The sequence below is a fragment of the Bradyrhizobium sp. CB1717 genome (assembly GCF_029714325.1).
Taxonomy (GTDB): domain Bacteria; phylum Pseudomonadota; class Alphaproteobacteria; order Rhizobiales; family Xanthobacteraceae; genus Bradyrhizobium.
The window spans coordinates 141,561-158,265 of sequence record NZ_CP121666.1; the positions used below are offsets into that span (position 1 = coordinate 141,561).

16 protein-coding genes and 1 pseudogene are annotated in these 16,705 nt (G+C 65.4%); 11 read left to right on the forward strand and 6 right to left on the reverse strand.

Features of this window, described 5'->3' with window-relative positions:
- Positions 1 to 114 precede the first annotated feature (114 nt).
- Positions 115 to 903 carry an alpha/beta hydrolase gene (locus tag QA649_RS00635; RefSeq protein ID WP_283022524.1) on the reverse strand — a complete coding sequence of 263 codons (789 nt, stop codon included), beginning with the start codon at positions 901 to 903 and terminating at the stop codon, positions 115 to 117.
- Positions 904 to 1,154: 251 nt separating this feature from the next.
- Here QA649_RS00635 and infC point away from each other — a divergent pair, with 251 nt between their 5' ends.
- On the forward strand, positions 1,155 to 1,694 hold the full coding sequence (gene infC, locus QA649_RS00640; RefSeq protein ID WP_080134054.1) for a translation initiation factor IF-3: 540 nt from the start codon (positions 1,155 to 1,157) through the stop codon (positions 1,692 to 1,694).
- Between the two features lie 65 nt (positions 1,695 to 1,759).
- On the opposite strand, the gene QA649_RS00645 is transcribed toward infC, so the two are convergent.
- Positions 1,760 to 2,164, reverse strand: a complete 405-nt coding sequence (locus QA649_RS00645; protein ID WP_283022525.1) for a hypothetical protein — start codon at positions 2,162 to 2,164, stop codon at positions 1,760 to 1,762.
- Between the two features lie 272 nt (positions 2,165 to 2,436).
- Here QA649_RS00645 and rpmI point away from each other — a divergent pair, with 272 nt between their 5' ends.
- Positions 2,437 to 2,637 (forward strand): 50S ribosomal protein L35, encoded by a 201-nt coding sequence (gene rpmI, locus QA649_RS00650; protein ID WP_008539890.1) that lies wholly within the window; start codon positions 2,437 to 2,439, stop codon positions 2,635 to 2,637.
- An 80-nt stretch (positions 2,638 to 2,717) separates the two neighbouring features.
- A complete protein-coding gene (gene rplT, locus QA649_RS00655) occupies positions 2,718 to 3,077 on the forward strand; it encodes a 50S ribosomal protein L20 (protein ID WP_027561620.1) in 360 nt (119 codons plus the stop codon).
- Positions 3,078 to 3,112: 35 nt separating this feature from the next.
- Here the strand turns inward: rplT and QA649_RS00660 are convergent, their stop codons facing one another.
- Entirely contained in the window at positions 3,113 to 3,538 is a 426-nt protein-coding gene (locus tag QA649_RS00660; protein ID WP_283022526.1) for a hypothetical protein, read from the reverse strand.
- A 151-nt stretch (positions 3,539 to 3,689) separates the two neighbouring features.
- Here QA649_RS00660 and pheS point away from each other — a divergent pair, with 151 nt between their 5' ends.
- The 4 genes from pheS to QA649_RS00680 all read left to right on the forward strand — a co-directional run bounded on the left by pheS (position 3,690) and on the right by QA649_RS00680 (position 8,548).
- Positions 3,690 to 4,772 carry a phenylalanine--tRNA ligase subunit alpha gene (pheS, locus tag QA649_RS00665; protein ID WP_283022527.1) on the forward strand — a complete coding sequence of 361 codons (1,083 nt, stop codon included), beginning with the start codon at positions 3,690 to 3,692 and terminating at the stop codon, positions 4,770 to 4,772.
- A gap of 80 nt (positions 4,773 to 4,852) precedes the next feature.
- Entirely contained in the window at positions 4,853 to 5,317 is a 465-nt protein-coding gene (locus QA649_RS00670) for an endonuclease domain-containing protein (protein WP_283022528.1), read from the forward strand.
- Complete coding sequence (gene pheT / locus QA649_RS00675; RefSeq protein WP_283022529.1) at positions 5,314 to 7,722, forward strand: phenylalanine--tRNA ligase subunit beta; 2,409 nt, start codon at positions 5,314 to 5,316, stop codon at positions 7,720 to 7,722. The genes QA649_RS00670 and pheT overlap by 4 nt, the downstream gene beginning before the upstream one ends.
- A gap of 55 nt (positions 7,723 to 7,777) precedes the next feature.
- Entirely contained in the window at positions 7,778 to 8,548 is a 771-nt protein-coding gene (locus QA649_RS00680) for a sulfite exporter TauE/SafE family protein (RefSeq protein WP_283022530.1), read from the forward strand.
- 161 nt (positions 8,549 to 8,709) lie between these two features.
- Here the strand turns inward: QA649_RS00680 and QA649_RS00685 are convergent, their stop codons facing one another.
- Positions 8,710 to 10,098, reverse strand: a complete 1,389-nt coding sequence (locus QA649_RS00685) for an NAD(P)/FAD-dependent oxidoreductase (protein WP_283022531.1) — start codon at positions 10,096 to 10,098, stop codon at positions 8,710 to 8,712.
- 193 nt (positions 10,099 to 10,291) lie between these two features.
- On the opposite strand from QA649_RS00685, the gene QA649_RS00690 reads away from it, so the two are divergent.
- On the forward strand, positions 10,292 to 11,257 hold the full coding sequence (locus QA649_RS00690; protein WP_283022532.1) for a YiiX/YebB-like N1pC/P60 family cysteine hydrolase: 966 nt from the start codon (positions 10,292 to 10,294) through the stop codon (positions 11,255 to 11,257).
- A 272-nt stretch (positions 11,258 to 11,529) separates the two neighbouring features.
- On the opposite strand, the gene QA649_RS00695 is transcribed toward QA649_RS00690, so the two are convergent.
- The gene (locus QA649_RS00695; RefSeq protein ID WP_007598521.1) at positions 11,530 to 11,805 is read right to left on the reverse strand and encodes a metal-sensitive transcriptional regulator; all 276 of its coding nucleotides are present in this window, start codon (positions 11,803 to 11,805) and stop codon (positions 11,530 to 11,532) included.
- Between the two features lie 62 nt (positions 11,806 to 11,867).
- On the opposite strand from QA649_RS00695, the gene QA649_RS00700 reads away from it, so the two are divergent.
- From QA649_RS00700 to QA649_RS00710, 3 genes and pseudogenes are all read left to right on the forward strand, one after another.
- A complete protein-coding gene (locus QA649_RS00700; RefSeq protein WP_283022533.1) occupies positions 11,868 to 14,327 on the forward strand; it encodes a heavy metal translocating P-type ATPase in 2,460 nt (819 codons plus the stop codon).
- 140 nt (positions 14,328 to 14,467) lie between these two features.
- On the forward strand, positions 14,468 to 14,914 hold the full coding sequence (nikR, locus tag QA649_RS00705; RefSeq protein WP_211403355.1) for a nickel-responsive transcriptional regulator NikR: 447 nt from the start codon (positions 14,468 to 14,470) through the stop codon (positions 14,912 to 14,914).
- A gap of 259 nt (positions 14,915 to 15,173) precedes the next feature.
- Positions 15,174 to 15,913, forward strand: a pseudogene (locus QA649_RS00710) (sulfate transporter family protein).
- A gap of 20 nt (positions 15,914 to 15,933) precedes the next feature.
- Here the strand turns inward: QA649_RS00710 and nth are convergent.
- Complete coding sequence (gene nth / locus QA649_RS00715; RefSeq protein WP_283022534.1) at positions 15,934 to 16,686, reverse strand: endonuclease III; 753 nt, start codon at positions 16,684 to 16,686, stop codon at positions 15,934 to 15,936.
- Between the last annotated feature and the right edge of the window lie 19 nt (positions 16,687 to 16,705).

Below are 16,705 nucleotides of genomic sequence, written 5' to 3' on the forward strand. Positions count from 1 at the left end.
CGCTTGGGTGAGGGGTCTGTCTCCGCGAGACCAAGCCTCGCTGGAATGCGCGGAGAGAACCCCTCATCCGGCGCTTCGCGCCACCTTCCCCCACAAGGGGGGAAGGAAGCAAGATCACCCGATCTCCGCAACCGCAGCAAGAATGCGCGCGATGTCCTGCGGGCGTGACAAGCGGTGGTCGCCGTCCTGGATGATGGTCAGCACGACATCGTCGGCCGGCAGGCGGTGCGTCAGCGCGAACGCGTGCTGCCAGGGCACGTCGGGATCCTGCGCGCCTTGCAGGATGCGGACGGGGCAGCCGAGATCGATGGCGCTGCCGAGCACGAGATGGTTGCGGCCTTCCTCGATCAGCTTGCGCGTGATCGGATAGGGCGAGCCGTCGCCATAGTCCGACGGCCGCAGCCAGAAGCCTTTGGTCTCGATCTCCTTCTTCACCGCGGGCGAGAATTTGTTCCACATCAGTTCCTCGGTGAAGTCGGGCGCCGGCGCGATCAGCACGAGCCCGGCCAGCGCCCCCTTGCCGGCGCGCTTCCTGATCTCGCGCGCGAGCAGCAGCGCCATCCAGCCGCCCATGGAGGAGCCGATCAGGATCTGCGGGCCGTCGCAGAACCGCTCGAACACGGCGACGCTATCCTCGAGCCAGCTTCCGATGGTTCCGTCGGCGAAATCGCCGCTGGATTCGCCGTGGCCGGAATAATCGAACCGGACCACCGCGCGGCCGTGATCCGCTGCCCAGGCGTCCAGCGCCACGGCCTTGCCGCCCTGCATGTCCGACTTGAAACCACCGAGCCAGACGAGGCCGGGTCCCTTTCCGGCGCGGTGGCGCACCGCGATCCGGCGCGCGGACGCGCCCTCGCCCAATTCGATGAAGTCGAGCACGGCATCGGGACTGGCATTGGTCATGGAACGTTTACTCTGGCTGTGCGGTTTGAGTTGTCGGGACGTGTTCCGTAGCGCAGCCTGATATCGGCATTGTCCCTTTGGGACGCTTGCGGAACAGAAGCAAGGTGTCTATGTCCGTCAACGTGCCGGAGGGCGTGGCCAAAATGCCTCGCATTTGAGGGTATTTCGACCGCGGCACGAGCGACTTGCTTGCCGGCAAACGCATCTTCCTTCAAAATAGCCGCTTCTTTCACAACTTTGGAGAACCACCCATTCGCCGTCCTAATAAAGCTCCGCCCGCTGCCAGCAAAGACGGGCCGCGCATCAATGATGATATCCGCAATGCGCAGATCCAGCTGATCGATCAGACCGGTGATAATAAAGGCACGGTCGAGACCGTCGTCGCCATCCGGATGGCTCAGGAAGCTGGCATGGATCTGGTCGAGATTTCGCCGAATACCAGCCCTCCCGTCTGCAAGATCATGGACTACGGGAAGTACAAGTATTCCGCTCAGAAGAAAGCCGCGGAAGCCCGCAAGCGGCAGAAGACCGTCGAGATCAAGGAGATCAAGCTCCGCCCGATGATCGACGACCACGATTACGACGTGAAGATGCGCGCGATGCAGCGGTTCTTCGAAGAGGGCGACAAGGTCAAGATCACGCTGCGCTATCGCGGCCGCGAAATGGCGCACCAGGAGATCGGCACCAAGCTGCTGGACAAGATCAAGACCGACGTCGCCGAGCTCGCCAAGGTCGAGCAGGACGCACGGTTCGAAGGTCGCCAGGTCGTCATGGTGCTGGCGCCGCGCTGACAGCAGCTCGTTAGGACTTCAAGAGTTCAACGGCCCGTCCGGATTTCCGGCGGGCCGTTTGTGTGTCAGGTCCTTGTCGCCTGCCAGGTGCCGCTGCAGTAGTCGCCGGAAATGATGCCCCTCCACGACCCGGCGCCGTACACGCCGGCGAGCCGGCCGCCGCCACTGGCATGGGAGGCGCCGACCGAGACCTGGACGGCGACAGCGCCGGAGCGCTTGACCCGGCCCGAGACCCGGCCGCCGCCGGCCGACGAGACGCGGCTGCCTGATACGGTGAAGGGAACGCTGTAGCCCGAGCTGCAATTGCCGCGGGTGGTGGCGAAGGTGACGTTCCAGATGCCGTCATAGCCGCCGGCGCGAGCGTCGGCAGTTGACGGCAGCGCGGCCGTGGCGAGCACGGCGAACAGCGCCAGATGGCGCGGACGGGCGAAACCGCCCAGCGAAGTCAGAAATTGCGGGAAATGGGCCATTTTGGACCTGCTTCAGGCGACAAGACTTGGACATGAGGATAGCAACATCCAATAGTCGGCGGGCCTGTTTCGGCGGTTCATCGTTGCCAATTGGCTTGTCCTCTGTCATAAGCCCAGCCTTCATCGCCCGGCTGATTAAGGGCTGCCGTGGCGGTGTTTCGTGCGGGTTTCGCGCTAGTTCGTAAAACCTGAGCACAATCAACGCTCTAACGAGCATTTTTGACGGCCAGCCGCCTTCGCGGGCGGATCGCTATGGCCATTAGGAGAGCCAAATGCCCAAGCTGAAGACCAAATCGGGCGCTAAAAAGCGCTTCAAGGTGACTGCCACCGGCAAAGTGATGCACGCCCAGCGCGGCAAGCGTCACGGCATGATCAAGCGGACGAAGAAGCAGATCCGTCAGCTCCGCGGCACCCGCGTGCTGTTCAAGACCGACGGCGACAACGTCAAGAAGTACTTCTTGCCGAACGCCTGATCGCGTCCACGATCACTGCCATCCCTGCCGCATTCCGTGCGGCAATCCGATAACCAAAGTCATCTCTGAAGGATTTCGTCATGTCTCGCGTCAAACGCGGTGTGACCGCCCACGCCAAGCACAAGAAAGTCTACAAGGCCGCCAAGGGTTTCTACGGCCGCCGCAAGAACACCATCCGCGCCGCCAAGCCGGCCGTGGAGAAGGCCCAGCAATACGCCTTCCGCGACCGCAAGCGTAAGAAGCGGACGTTCCGCGCGCTCTGGATCCAGCGCATCAACGCTGCCGTCCGTCCGTTCGGCCTGACCTACAGCCGATTTATCGACGGCATGGCCAAGTCCGGGATCACCGTGGACCGCAAGGTGCTGTCGGATCTCGCGATCAGCGAGCCCGCGGCGTTCCAGGCGATCGCCGAGAAGGCCAAAGCCGCCCTGGCGGCGTAATACGGCAAAGGCCGCTCTGGCTGCCGAGGCTCGCGCTAGCGGGCCTTCTGGCCCGCAGCCTTCAACGCGCGTTGCGAGTAGCGCCGGGCGACCTCCGCCCGGCAAAAAGCTGCGAACGAGAGATACATGGTGCCGGACTTGTTCCGGTACTTCTGGTCGCAGACGCGCATCTCGCGTTTGTAAGCCTGCTGCTGCGCCGTGTTGAGGCCGGGCATGAAGTCCGCCTCGCACTTCTTCTCGACGGCGGCGCCGAGTTGGACGTCGCCGCTCGCGGTCAATTGGCAATCCTGAAACACCTTCATCGCGCTTTCGCAGCTCTTTTGCTTGTTGATGGTGTCGACGACCTCATCCAGCGTCATGGATGTCTCCATGCAGACCATGGCGCGCGCAGGGGTGCCTGCGACCGACAGAACGACGGCCAGAACGGCAAGAACAACGGCAAGGCAGGGTCTCGCAAGCATCGCAAAGGTCTCCTCGTATCCCCCTTGGTGCCGGGTCCCCGCGCAGAGTTCAACCCAGCCGGCCATGCGCCCGAAATGACCGGCTTTTTGCTTGACGTTACGGCCTTCGGGCGGCGACAACCCAGCCGAATTTAGAGCCAAGGATTTGACTGTGTCCGACCTCGCAACGCTCGAAACATCCATCCTCGACCAGATCGCCACTGCGGCCGATGAAGCCGCCCTGGAAGCGGTGCGCGTCGCGGCCCTCGGCAAGAAGGGCTCGATCTCGGCGCTGCTTGCCACGCTCGGCAAGATGTCGCCGGACGAGCGCAAGACGCAGGGCGCGGCGATCAACCTCGCCAAGGACAAGGTCACGCAGGCGCTCACAGCGCGGCGCGACGTGCTGAAGTCGGCGGCGCTCGATGCGCGGCTCGCGTCGGAGACCATCGACGTGACGCTGCCGCTGCGCGATGCGGCGGCCGAGGCCGGCCGCATCCATCCGCTGAGCCAGGTCTGGGACGAGCTGACCACGATCTTCGCCGACATGGGATTCTCGGTGGCCGAAGGCCCTGACATCGAGACCGACGACTACAACTTCACCAAACTGAACTTCCCGGAAGGCCATCCCGCGCGCGAGATGCACGACACGTTCTTCTTCCATCCGAAGGAGGACGGCTCGCGCATGCTGCTGCGGACCCACACCTCGCCGGTGCAGGTGCGCACCATGCTGAGCCAGAAGCCGCCGATCCGCGTGATCTGCCCGGGCCGTACCTATCGCATCGATTCGGACGCGACCCACACGCCGCAATTCCACCAGGTCGAAGGCCTCGTCATCGACAAGAGCTCGCATCTCGGCCACCTCAAATGGATCCTGCACGAGTTCTGCAAGGCGTTCTTCGAGGTCGATCACATCAACATGCGCTTCCGGCCCTCGTTCTTCCCGTTCACCGAGCCGTCGCTGGAAGTCGACATCCAGTGCCGCCGCGACAAGGGCGAGATCCGCTTCGGCGAGGGCGAGGACTGGCTGGAGATTCTCGGCTGCGGCATGGTGCATCCGAACGTGCTGCGCGCCTGCGGCATCGATCCCGACGAGTACCAGGGTTTTGCCTGGGGCATGGGCATCGACCGTATCGCCATGCTGAAATACGGCATCGCCGACCTGCGCCAGCTGTTCGACAGCGACGTCCGCTGGCTATCCCACTACGGCTTCAAGCCGCTGGAGGTGCCGACGCTCGCGGGGGGATTGAGCACGTGATGCTTGCTATCGGCCATACGATGACTCTCTCCGTTCCCTCCCCCCTTGTGGGGGAGGGTCAGGGAGGGGGGTAGCCGCGGATGCCGCACGCAGTTGTGAGCGAGCGTCAGCGCAGCCGGGCGAAGCAGCTTCGCCGAGCGATGACGCGTGCCGAAACACTGCTGTGGCGCGACCTGAAGGCTAACCGCATGAATGGTGTTGGCATCCGTCGCCAAACGCCAATCGGAAACTACATCGCCGACTTCGTGTGCTTCTCCTCAAAGCTCATCATCGAGCTCGATGGAGAATCCCACGATTTCGAGCAGCGTCAGAAGAAGGATGAGCGTCGCGACGCCTTCTTCGCAGCCGAGGGCTTTCAGGATCTGCGCTTCACCAACGATCAGGTGATGAAGGACCTTGAGGGAGTCGTTGAGGCAATTCGCCAGGCAGCTTCAGCCGGAGCCCGCGGCTCACCCCCCTCCCTGACCCTCCCCCACAAGGGGGGAGGGAACACTAGCACCGACCAAAGCAATTCAACCGACAAGAGCCGAGGCACACAGCCATGAAATTCACCCTCTCCTGGCTGAAGGACCATCTCGAGACCGACGAGCCGCTGGAAAAACTCGCCGACAAGCTCACCATGATCGGGCTCGAGGTCGAGAACATCGAGGACAAGGCGAAGGCGCTGAAGCCGTTCACCATCGCGAAGGTGATCTCGGCCGAGCAGCATCCGAATGCGGATCGCTTGCGGGTCTGCATGGTCGACACCGGCGACGGTGGCGCGCCCGTGCAGGTCGTGTGCGGCGCGCCAAATGCGCGCGCGGGGCTCGTCAGCGTGTTCTCAGCCCCCGGCACCTACATTCCCGGCAAGGACATCACGCTCGGCGTCGGCACCATCCGCGGTGTCGAGAGCCGCGGCATGCTGTGCTCGGCCGCCGAATTGCAGATCTCCAACGACCATGACGGCATCATGGAGTTGCCGGCGGACGCGCCTGTTGGCGCTGGCTACGCCGAATGGGCTGCGCTCGGCGATCCCGTGATCGAGATCAATTTGACGCCGAACCGGCAGGATTGCACCGGCGTGCACGGCATCGCGCGCGATCTCGCCGCCGCCGACATGGGCAAGTTCAAGGACCCCACGATCAAGCCGATCAAGGGTGAATTCCCGTGTCCCGTGAAGGTCACGGTCGAGGACGCCACGCTCTGTCCTGGCTTCGCACTGCGCCTCGTGCGCGGCGTGAAGAACGGGCCGTCGCCGGAATGGCTGCAGAAGCGACTGACCGCGATCGGTCTGCGTCCGATCAACGCGCTAGTCGACATCACCAATTTCATGACCTACGACCGCGCGCGTCCGCTGCACGTGTTCGACGCCAAGAAGGTGAAGGGCAATCTCCTCGTGCGCCGCGCGCGCGAGGGCGAGACGCTGCTCGCGCTCGACGGCCGCACCTACAATCTCGATCCCGCGATTTGCGTGATCGCGGACGAGCACGGCGTCGAATCGCTCGCCGGCATCATGGGCGGCGAAGCCTCGGGCTGCGACGAGAACACCACCGACGTGCTGATCGAATCGGCGCTGTGGAACGAGATCAACATCGCCCAGACCGGCCGCAAGCTCGGCATCAATTCCGATGCGCGCTACCGCTTCGAGCGCGGCGTCGATCCGGCTTTCATGGTGCCCGGCCTCGAGCTTGCGACGAAGCTCGTGATGGAGATGTGCGGCGGCGCGCCGTCCGAGAACGTCGTGGTCGGCAAGGCCTTTGGCGACGACCGCGTGATCGATTTCCCTGTCACCGAGGTCAAACGCCTGTCCGGCATCGAGGTGCCGCAGGTCGAGATGAAGCGCATCCTGACCCATCTCGGCTTCATGATGGCGGGCCCCGGCCCCGTCGTGAAGGTCGCGGTGCCGTCGTGGCGTTCCGACGTGCACGGCAAGGCCGACATCGTCGAGGAGATCGTCCGCATCTTCGGCGTCGACAAGGTGCCGATGACGCCGTTCGAACGCGGCGAGGACGCGCGCAAACCCGTGCTGACGCCGCTGCAGCTGCGCACCCGTCGCGCCCGGCGCGCGCTGGCGAGCCGCGGCATGGTCGAGGCCGTCACCTGGTCGTTCATCGCCAAGCCTGCGGCCGAATTGTTCGGCGGCGGCCAGCGCGCACTCGAAGTGGCGAACCCGATCGCATCCGATCTCTCCGACATGCGCCCGACCCTGCTCGCCGGCCTGATCGCGGCGGCGCAGGCCAACGCCGACCGCGGCTTCGGCGATGTCGCGCTGTTCGAGGTCGGACAAATCTTCAAGGGCGATCGCCCGCAGGACCAGTTCATGGCGGCGAGCGGCGTTCGCCGCGGCATTGCTTCGTCTGAAGGTCTCGGACGGCACTGGACCGGCTCCGCGCAGGCCGACGTGTTCGACGCGAAAGCCGATGCGCTGGCGGTGCTGGCCGCGGCCGGCGCGCCGATGCAGGCGCTGCAGATCGTCTCCGGCGGTCCCGGCTGGCTGCATCCGGGCCGCTCCGGCACGATCCAGATCGGGCCGCAGAACGTGCTCGGCACTTTCGGCGAGGTGCATCCGCGCGCGCTCGAGGCGCTCGGCGCCGACGGGCCGCTGATGGTGTTCGAGGTGATCCTCGACCGCATCCCCGAGGCCAAGAAGAAGCCGACCCGCGCCAAGCCGGTGATCGAGCTCTCGGCATTCCAGCCGGTGTCGCGTGACTTCGCTTTCATCGTCGATCGCAGCGTGAAGGCCGGCGACATCGTCCGCGCCGCGCAGGGCGTCGACAAGAAGCTGATCACCGGCGTCAACGTCTTCGACGTCTACGAGGGCAAGGGCATCGAGGACGACAAGAAGTCGATCGCGGTCGCGGTCACGCTTCAGCCGCGCGAGAAGACCCTGACCGATCAGGAAATCGAGGCCGTCGCCGCGAAGATCGTGGCGGAGGTGACGAGGAAGACCGGCGGCACGTTGCGAGCATGACGCCGAAAAGTGTGAAGCGGTTTTCGGACAACGTCATGCTCAAGAGTCATGGAGCATGACCTTCGCGGATTTACTCCCGAAGGACGTCAGCCTCACCATTGCGACGGCGCTCTGCGCCGTCGCTTTCGTTTCGGGCACCGCGCGCGGCTTCTCCGGATTTGGCTCGGCGCTGATCTTCATGCCGCTGGCGAGCAGCATCGCCGCGCCGCGGCTCGTTGCCGCCTTGTTGCTCGTGATCGATTTCGTCGCGGCCCTGCCGCTGCTGCCGGATGCGTGGCAGAAGGCGGATCGCAAGGCCACCGCGGTGATCGTGCTCGGTGCGCTGATCGGCGTGCCCGTCGGCACCTATTTCCTCAGCGTGCTCGAGCCCGTCACCACGCGCTGGATCATCTCCTGCTTCGTCGCGGCGCTGCTGCTCCTCCTGCTGTCGGGTTGGCGCTATCGCGGCAAGGACCACGCCTGGCTCTCGGTCGGCATCGGCGGCCTCTCCGGCTTCTGCAGCGGCCTGGCGCAGACCGGCGGGCCGCCGATCGTCGGATACTGGCTCGGCCGCCCGATCGCGCCGATCGTCGCGCGCGCCAACATCCTGCTGTTCTTCGGCGCCTCGGATTTGTTCTCGATGGTCAGCTACGCCGCCACCGGCCTGATCAGCCGCGAATCGCTGGTGCTGTCGCTGATCGTCGGCCCGGTCTACGCTCTGGGCGTCGCCTTCGGTGCTTCATTGTTCGGCCGCGCCAGCGAAAAGGTGTTTCGCGGGATCTGCTATGCGCTGATTGCGATGGCAGTGATTTTTGGGCTGCCGGCGCTGGATGGGATTTTGCGGTAGTGTGGTCCCGGCGAAGGCCGGGACCCATACGCCGCAGCAGTCGTTGTTGGGCGAGATAGTCATTGCCCGTCTTCGCCAAATTACTGCGGCGGCGTATGGGTCCCGGATCTGCGCTGCGCTTGTCCGGGACGACGACGGAGTTTGAGGCGGGCTGAGTTGCCCTACTGCCGCGGCGCCCGCCGCTTCTTCGTCGACTGCGTCGGCACATCGGCCGGCTCGTCCTTGATCGCGCCGATCTTGCGCAAGGCGGCGTCTGCGGCGCGCTCGCCGCTTTCCCAGGCGCCGTCGACCGTGCCCCACAATGTCTCGTGGGTGGCTTCGCCGGCGAGGAACACATTGCCGATCGGCTCGGTCAGGATTTTTCGCGAGAGCTGACCGCCGGGCGCGGAGGCCGACATCGCACCCATCACGTAAGGCGAAGCGTTCCAGCGCGTCGCGCTGGTCTTCTGCACGACGGCTGCAGCTTCGCTGCCGAACAGTTTCGTGATCCATTCCTTCGCGAAGGCGGCCATCGCCTTCTCGCCCTGCTCGGAGAGATCGCGCCCGAACGAGCCGCCGACATCGATCGAGCACAGCGAGGAGCCGCCGATATTGGCGTACATCAGCGCCGTGCGGGTCGAATTGCTCTGCTCGATCAGGATGTCGTCGCGCGACAGGCCGAGCGGATTGCCGGGGAGCTGCAGCGCGATGTGGTCGTAGCTGCCGAGGGTGAGCTTCGAGGCTGCATCGAGCGTCCGCTTGGGGACATCGGGCGCGAATTTGATCGCGCCCGATGTCAGCACGTTGGTCGAGACCGTGATGATGGCGGCGCGCGCGGCGATCTTGCCGCTCTGCGTCTCGACGCTGACGTCGCGGTTGCTCCAGACGATCCGGCTCGCCGGCGTCGACAGCGCGACCGGCGCCTGCTCGCCGAGCTTGGTGATCAGTGTGCCCAAACCCTGGCGGCAGGCGATCGCAGCATTGCGGTCCTGCGCGCGCGCCTTGTCGATCGCGGACAGCTCCTTCAGGTCCTTGCCGGCAAAGCTCGCACCCAGCATGAACTCGGCTGCGCCGGCCCAGTCGCCGAGATCCTTCGGCAGCACCGAGGCGCAGGAGCTGTCGAGCTTGCCGCGCGCGGCCTCGTCGATGGCACGGTTGGCGCGGACCAACGCCGCCAGAAATTCCTCGGTCTCGCCCGCGCGTGCGTTGCGGCGACCGATGCGCATCTTCTGGCCGGCCGGCGCCGGCAGCACGTCGAGCCCGGCGCTGCGGGCCAGCCGGATCATCGGATTGGTCTCGGGATTGTGCATCCAGCGCGCGCCGCGGTCGAACGGCACATCGAAGGTCGTGGTATCCGTGATGCAGCGGCCGCCGACCTGCGAAGCCGCCTCCACCACCACGACCTTGCGATTGGCCGCCATGACACGCCGCGCTGCGGCAATTCCAGCGGCACCTGCGCCGATCACGACGATGTCGGCCTCGCGCGGCACGGGCGCGGCGTTTGCGCGCAGGACCGGCATCGCGGCAAGGGCCGCCGACGCCGAAAGGAAACCGCGGCGCGTGATTGTCATGTCATGGTTTCCGGAGACTTGCGGCGAACGGGAACAGCCCGCGAACCTTGCCGCATCTGATGTTGCACGGCAACCATCATGGTGAATCAATCGTGCTTGATCTCACGGAGTGATGAACCGAATGGCAACACGTTTCGACCATGATAGAGAAGGGAAAAAAAGACGGCCGGATAAGGCTGTGGGGGAGTTCGACATGGGGACGGTCCTTGATTCAGTCGGCAAGCTGATTGCCGCGTACCTCTCGAAGGAGGTGCCGGGCTATGAGCCGTTCACGCCCAGCGACCCCGAGCATCTGCGCGGCATCATCGAGCCCGGCGACGTGCTGCTGGTCGAGGGCAACAACCGCATCTCCGGCATCATCAAATATCTGACGCAGTCGACCTGGTCGCATGCCGCGCTCTATGTCGGTCCGGTCGAGGGCGCCGTGGAGCCCGACGGCGAACCGCATGTGCTGATCGAGGCCAATATCGGCGAGGGCGTCACCTCGGCGCCGCTGTCGAAATACTTTCCGTATCACACCCGGGTCTGCCGCCCGGTCGGGCTGTCCTATGAGGACCGCACCACGGTCTGCCGCTATGCCATCAACCGCATCGGCTTCGGCTACGACACCAAGAACATCCTCGACCTGATGCGCTTCCTGTTCCCGCTGCCGGTGCCGCAGCGCTGGCGGCGGCGCATGATCGCGCTCGGCTCGGGCGATCCGACCAAGATCATCTGCTCGGCACTGATCGCACAGGCCTTCGACGCGGTGCGCTATCCGATCCTGCCGAAGATCACCAAGGCCGGCAGCCGCGCCGCTCGCCGCGAGATCCTGCACATCCGCGATTCCTCGCTGTACATGCCGCGCGACTTCGACATCTCGCCCTATTTCGAGGTGGTCAAGCCCACGATCGTCAATGGATTCGACTACACCGCCCTGCACTGGGCCGACAAGCAAAAGCCGCTCGAGGAGGTGGCGGGCACTTTCAGTGTGTTTCCAGAAACGCTCCGTGCGCCGCCGCTCGTTCCTGAAGCGATTGACGAAGAGACGCCGGCTGAAGTTCCGGCTGAGGAAGTGAACGCGCAGCCGGCGGAGATGGGCGTCGCGTTCTCCGAGCATTTCGTGCTGCTGAGCGAGCTCGCGACGTACCGCGCGCGGGCGCGGGAGATCGCGGCGTAAGTTACGCCCCAAACGTCGTCCTGGCGAAAGCCAGGACCCATTACCCCAGAGAGCAGTTTGGCGAAGACTCGTCGCTCGGTACGCCTACCGAGCGCAATCGATGAATTCCGCGGTATGGGTCCTGGCTTTCGCCAGGACGACGCTAGAGGAAAACGGCGCTCTCTCTCCACCGTCATTGCGAGGAGCTCTTGCGACGAAGCAAACCAGACTGCCTCCGCGGTAACAGTCTAGATTGCTTCGCTGCGCTCGCAATGACGTCGGAGAGAGCGCCCCTACCGCTCCGCCCGTCCGATCACTGCCATCAACTCCGCGATCTTCTCGCGCTGGTCGGCCTTGTCGCCACTCGCAATCGCGTGCTCGACGCAATGGGCGACGTGGTCCTTCAAAACCTCCTCCTCGACCCGGCGCAGCGCGGCGCGCACCGCCGAGATCTGCGTCACGATGTCGATGCAGTAGCGGTCTTCCTCGACCATTTTCGAGAGACCACGAACCTGGCCCTCGATCCGGCCGAGACGTTTTCCAACGGATGCCTTGATGTCCTTGCGCATGGGGTCTATATACCCCTACCGGGTATGGGTTGCAAGACCCGCTGAAAGGCCGGAGCATGGGAATGAACAAGAACGAACACGAGCATCATCACGACGCGGAAACGCCTTCCGGATGCGGCTGTTCCGCAAAAGCTGCACCGCCGGCCGCGAAGCCCGCGGCCTCGTGCTGCGGCGGACACGGCGATCATTCCGGCCATGCCCATCATCACGCCCATGACCACGCTGACGCCGCGGGCAAGGTCAAAGACCCCGTCTGCGGCATGACAGTCGATCCTGCGACGTCGAAGCATCGCTTCGAGCATCACGGCGAGACCTTCCATTTCTGCTCGGCCGGCTGCCGCACCAAGTTCGCCGCCGATCCCGCCAAGTATCTTGCGAAGGGGAAGGCGCCCGAGCCCGAGATGCCCGCAGGCACGATCTACACCTGCCCGATGCATCCCGAGATCCGCCAGGTCGGCCCCGGCACCTGCCCGATCTGCGGCATGGCGCTGGAGCCGGAGGTCGCAAGCCTGGAGACCGGCCCCAATCCGGAGCTCGCCGACATGACGCGGCGGTTCTGGATCGGCGGCGTGCTGGCGCTGCCGGCGGTGGTGCTGGAGATGGGCGGCCATCTCGCAGGCCCGCACAACTGGATCGACCAGACCCTCTCGAACTGGATCCAGCTCGTCTTCGCCACACCGGTGGTGCTGTGGGCCGGCTGGCCGTTCTTCGTCCGCGGCTGGCAGTCGCTCGTGACGCGCAACCTCAACATGTTCACGCTGATCGCGATGGGCACCGGGGTTGCCTATGTCTACAGCGTCCTCGGAACCGTCACGCCGCAGATCTTCCCTGCGACCTTCCGCGGTCATGGCGGCGCGGTCGCGATCTATTTCGAGGCCGCGGCCGTCATCACCGTGCTGGTGCTGCTCGGCCAGGTGCTGGAGCTGCGCGCCCGCGATGCGACCTCGGGCGCAATCAAGGCGCTGTTGCAGCTTGCGCCCAAGACGGCGCGTCGCGTCGACGCCGATGGCAGCGAGCATGAGGTCGAGATCGATACGCTCCATGCCGGCGACCGCTTGCGCGTGCGTCCCGGCGAGAAGGTGCCGGTCGACGGCATCATCCTGGAAGGGCGCTCCTCGCTCGATGAGTCCCTCGTGACAGGCGAATCCATGCCGGTCACCAAGGAAACCGGCGCCAAGGTCATCGCCGGCACGCTGAACCAGTCGGGCAGCTTCATCATGCGTGCCGACAAGGTCGGGCGCGAGACGCTGCTGTCGCAGATCGTGCAGATGGTCGCGGATGCGCAGCGCTCGCGCGCGCCGATCCAGCGGCTGGCCGATCAGGTCGCCGGCTGGTTCGTGCCGGCCGTGATCGCCGTCGCCGTCGCCGCCTTTGCCGCATGGGCCTGGTTCGGCCCGGAGCCGCGGCTCGCCTTCGGCCTCGTCGCCGCCGTCAGCGTGCTGATCATCGCCTGCCCCTGTGCGCTGGGACTTGCGACCCCGATGTCGATCATGGTCGGCGTCGGCCGCGGCGCGCAGGCCGGCGTGCTGATCAAGAACGCCGAGGCGCTGGAGCGGATGGAGAAGATCGACACGCTGGTGGTCGACAAAACAGGCACGCTGACCGAGGGCAAGCCCAAGGTGGTCGGAATCGTGCCGGCGGCCGGCTTTGCGGAAGACGACATCCTGCGCATTGCGGCCACCGTCGAGCGCGCCAGCGAGCATCCCCTGGCCGACGCCATCGTGCGCGCGGCGAAGGAGAGGCAGCTCGCGCTCGGCCAGGTCGAGCAGTTCGATTCGCCGACCGGCAAGGGCGCGACCGGCAAGGTCGACGGCAAGACCGTCGTGCTCGGCAATGCCAGATATCTGTCGTCGATCGGCATCGACACCGGGACGCTCGACGCGGAGGCCGAACGGCTGCGCGGCGACGGCGCGACCGTGATCAACATGGCCATCGACGGCCGGCTGGCCGGACTGTTCGCGATCGCCGATCCGGTCAAGGCCTCGACGCCGGAGGCGCTGAAGGCGCTGGCCGGCGAAGGCATCAAGGTCATCATGCTGACCGGCGACAACCGCACGACGGCCGAGGCCGTGGCGCGCCGGCTCGGCATCGCCGAGGTCGAGGCCGAGGTGCTGCCGGACCAGAAGAGCGCGGTGGTGACCAAGCTGCAGAAGGCCGGCCGCAGCGTTGCGATGGCCGGCGACGGCGTCAACGACGCCCCGGCGCTGGCGGCCGCCGAGGTCGGCATCGCCATGGGCACCGGCACTGACGTCGCCATGGAAAGCGCCGGCGTCACCCTGCTCAAGGGCGATCTGGTCGGCATCGTGCGGGCGCGAAAACTGTCGCAGGCGACGATGAGCAACATCCGCCAGAACCTGTTCTTCGCCTTCATCTACAACGCCGCCGGCATCCCGATCGCGGCCGGTATCCTCTATCCGACCTTCGGCGTGCTGCTCTCCCCGATCATCGCAGCGGCGGCGATGGCGCTGTCCTCGGTGAGCGTGGTCGGGAATGCCTTGCGGCTGCGTGCGACGCGGCTGTAAGCAAGCGAGTTAGAATCGTAGCCCGGAGGGAGCGCAGCGAAATCCGGGTTCTGCTAGCATACGGGCACTGTTCCGGATTGCGCTACGCTCCATCCGGGCTACGCAGTAACGGATTGGGCAAGTCGCGCGGAGAGGACCTGATGCAGCGGATCACGATCACGATCGAGGACGATCTCCTGGCGGAGATCGATGCGGCAGCCGAGGCGCGCGGCTATCAGAACCGCTCCGAGATCATCCGCGACCTCGCGCGCGCCGGGCTGCAGCAGAGCACGGAGGACACCGCGCAGACCGGCCAATGCGTCGCCGGTCTCGTCTATGTCTACGACCACGCCGCGCGCGATCTGTCGAAACGCCTGGTGCAGGAATTCCACGGCCATCACGACCTCGCGCTGGCGACGCTGCACGTCCACCTCGACGACAACAATTGCATGGAGATGACGGCGCTGCGCGGCGCGGCCGATGAGGTCAGGCATTTCGCCGACCACATCATCGCCGAACGCGGCGTGCGCTACGGCCGCGTGGTGATGATCCCGACGGGAGAGGGCAAGCAAGTAAAAGCGCGCAAGCACGGGCACCGGCACGAGTAGCGTGAACCGGCCGCACAGTCGGTGCCGACCCCTCTCCCCTTGTGTGGGAGAGGGTGGCTCACCGCGGAGCGGTGAGACGGGTGAGGGGTATGTCTCCGCGAGTCTCACTCCAAGCTTGTCTTGCGGAGACATACCCCTCATCCGGCGCTTCGCGCCACCTTCTCCCACAACAAGGGGAGAAGGGAAGACAGCACCCGCCCTTGCCGAAGCCGCATTCGGTGTCTACCTCTCGCGAAGTGTCTACCTCAGAGGGTCCCCCATGCTGGATGCCGCCGTGAAGGCGCTGTCGCAATGATCTCGCCGCCGATGCGCACGATCCTGTGGCGTTCGATCGGGGTCGCGCTCGTGCTGATCACCGTGCTGGCGATCGGCCTGCAGCGGCTCCTCAGCTGGTTTGCGACCTCTGGCGAGGTCTGGCTGGAGGGCCTGCTCGGACCGGGCTGGCACTCCTCGCTCGAGGTTCTCTCCTGGATCGTCTCGATCGCGGCCGGCCTCGGCGTCGTGTTCGGCGGCATCTTCCTGATGCCGGCGATCACCTCGCTGGTGGCGAGCCTGTTCGTCGACGACGTCGCCGACATCGTCGAGCGCGAGCATTATCCCGCCGAGCGGCCGGGCGTCGCGCTGCCGTTCAGCCAGGCGATCTTCGAGGGTATCAAGACCGCGCTGCTGGCCATCCTGGTTTACCTGGCTGCGCTGCCGCTGGTGTTGTTCGCCGGCGCGGGCTTCCTGATCTTCTTCATTGCCGCCGCCTGGCTCCTGGGCCGCGAATATTTCGAGCTCGCCGCGATGCGCTTCCGCTCCCCGGAGGAAGCCAAGGCGATGCGGCGCGACAATGCCGCGACCATCTTCACCGCGGGCCTGTTCATCGCGGCCTTCGTCTCGATCCCGATCGTCAATCTGGCGACGCCGATCTTCGGCATGGCCTTCATGGTCCACATGCACAAGCGCCTGTCAGGCCCGCGCCCCGAGCTGATCGAGCCGGCGCGTCAGATGCGCTGACGACGGCGGGCGCGGCCTGCTCAGACCGTCTTCTCCGGCCAGCGGCAGAGATCGTTGATCAGGCACACCTCGCAGCGCGGCTTGCGTGCGAGGCAGGTATAGCGGCCGTGGAGGATCAGCCAGTGATGCGCATGCAGCATGAACTCGGCCGGGATCACCTTTTCGAGGCCGAGCTCGACGTCGAGCGGCGTCTTGCCGGGCGCAAGCCCCGTGCGATTGCCGACACGGAAGACATGGGTGTCCACCGCCATCGTGTGCTCGCCGAAGGCCATGTTGAGTACGACATTGGCGGTCTTGCGCCCCGCACCGGGCAATGACTCGATCTCGGCGCGCGTGCGCGGCACCTCGCCGCCGAAATCGCTGAGCACTTTTGCCGAGAGCGCGATGACGTTCTTGGCCTTGGTGCGATAGAGGCCGATGGTCTTGATGTAGTCGCGCAAGCGCTCCTCGCCGAGATCGAGCATCTTCTGCGGCGTATCGGCGACCTCGAACAACGCGCGCGTCGCCTTGTTGACGCCGGCATCAGTCGCCTGCGCCGACAGCACCACGGCGACCAGCAGCGTGAACGGGTTGACGTGCTCGAGCTCGCCCTTCGGCTCCGGATTGGCCTTGCGGAAGCGGCTGAAGACCTCGTGGATCTCCGCCGGCGTCCACGGTTTTATGGCCTTGAGCGATTTCTTGGCGGGAGCCTTCGGTTTCGCGACCGCCGCCTTTGCCTTTTTCTTCGGCACGGCGGCTTTGCGCGGGACCGGCTTGCGGGTGATTTTCGCCATGATCGGGATATACTGAGGG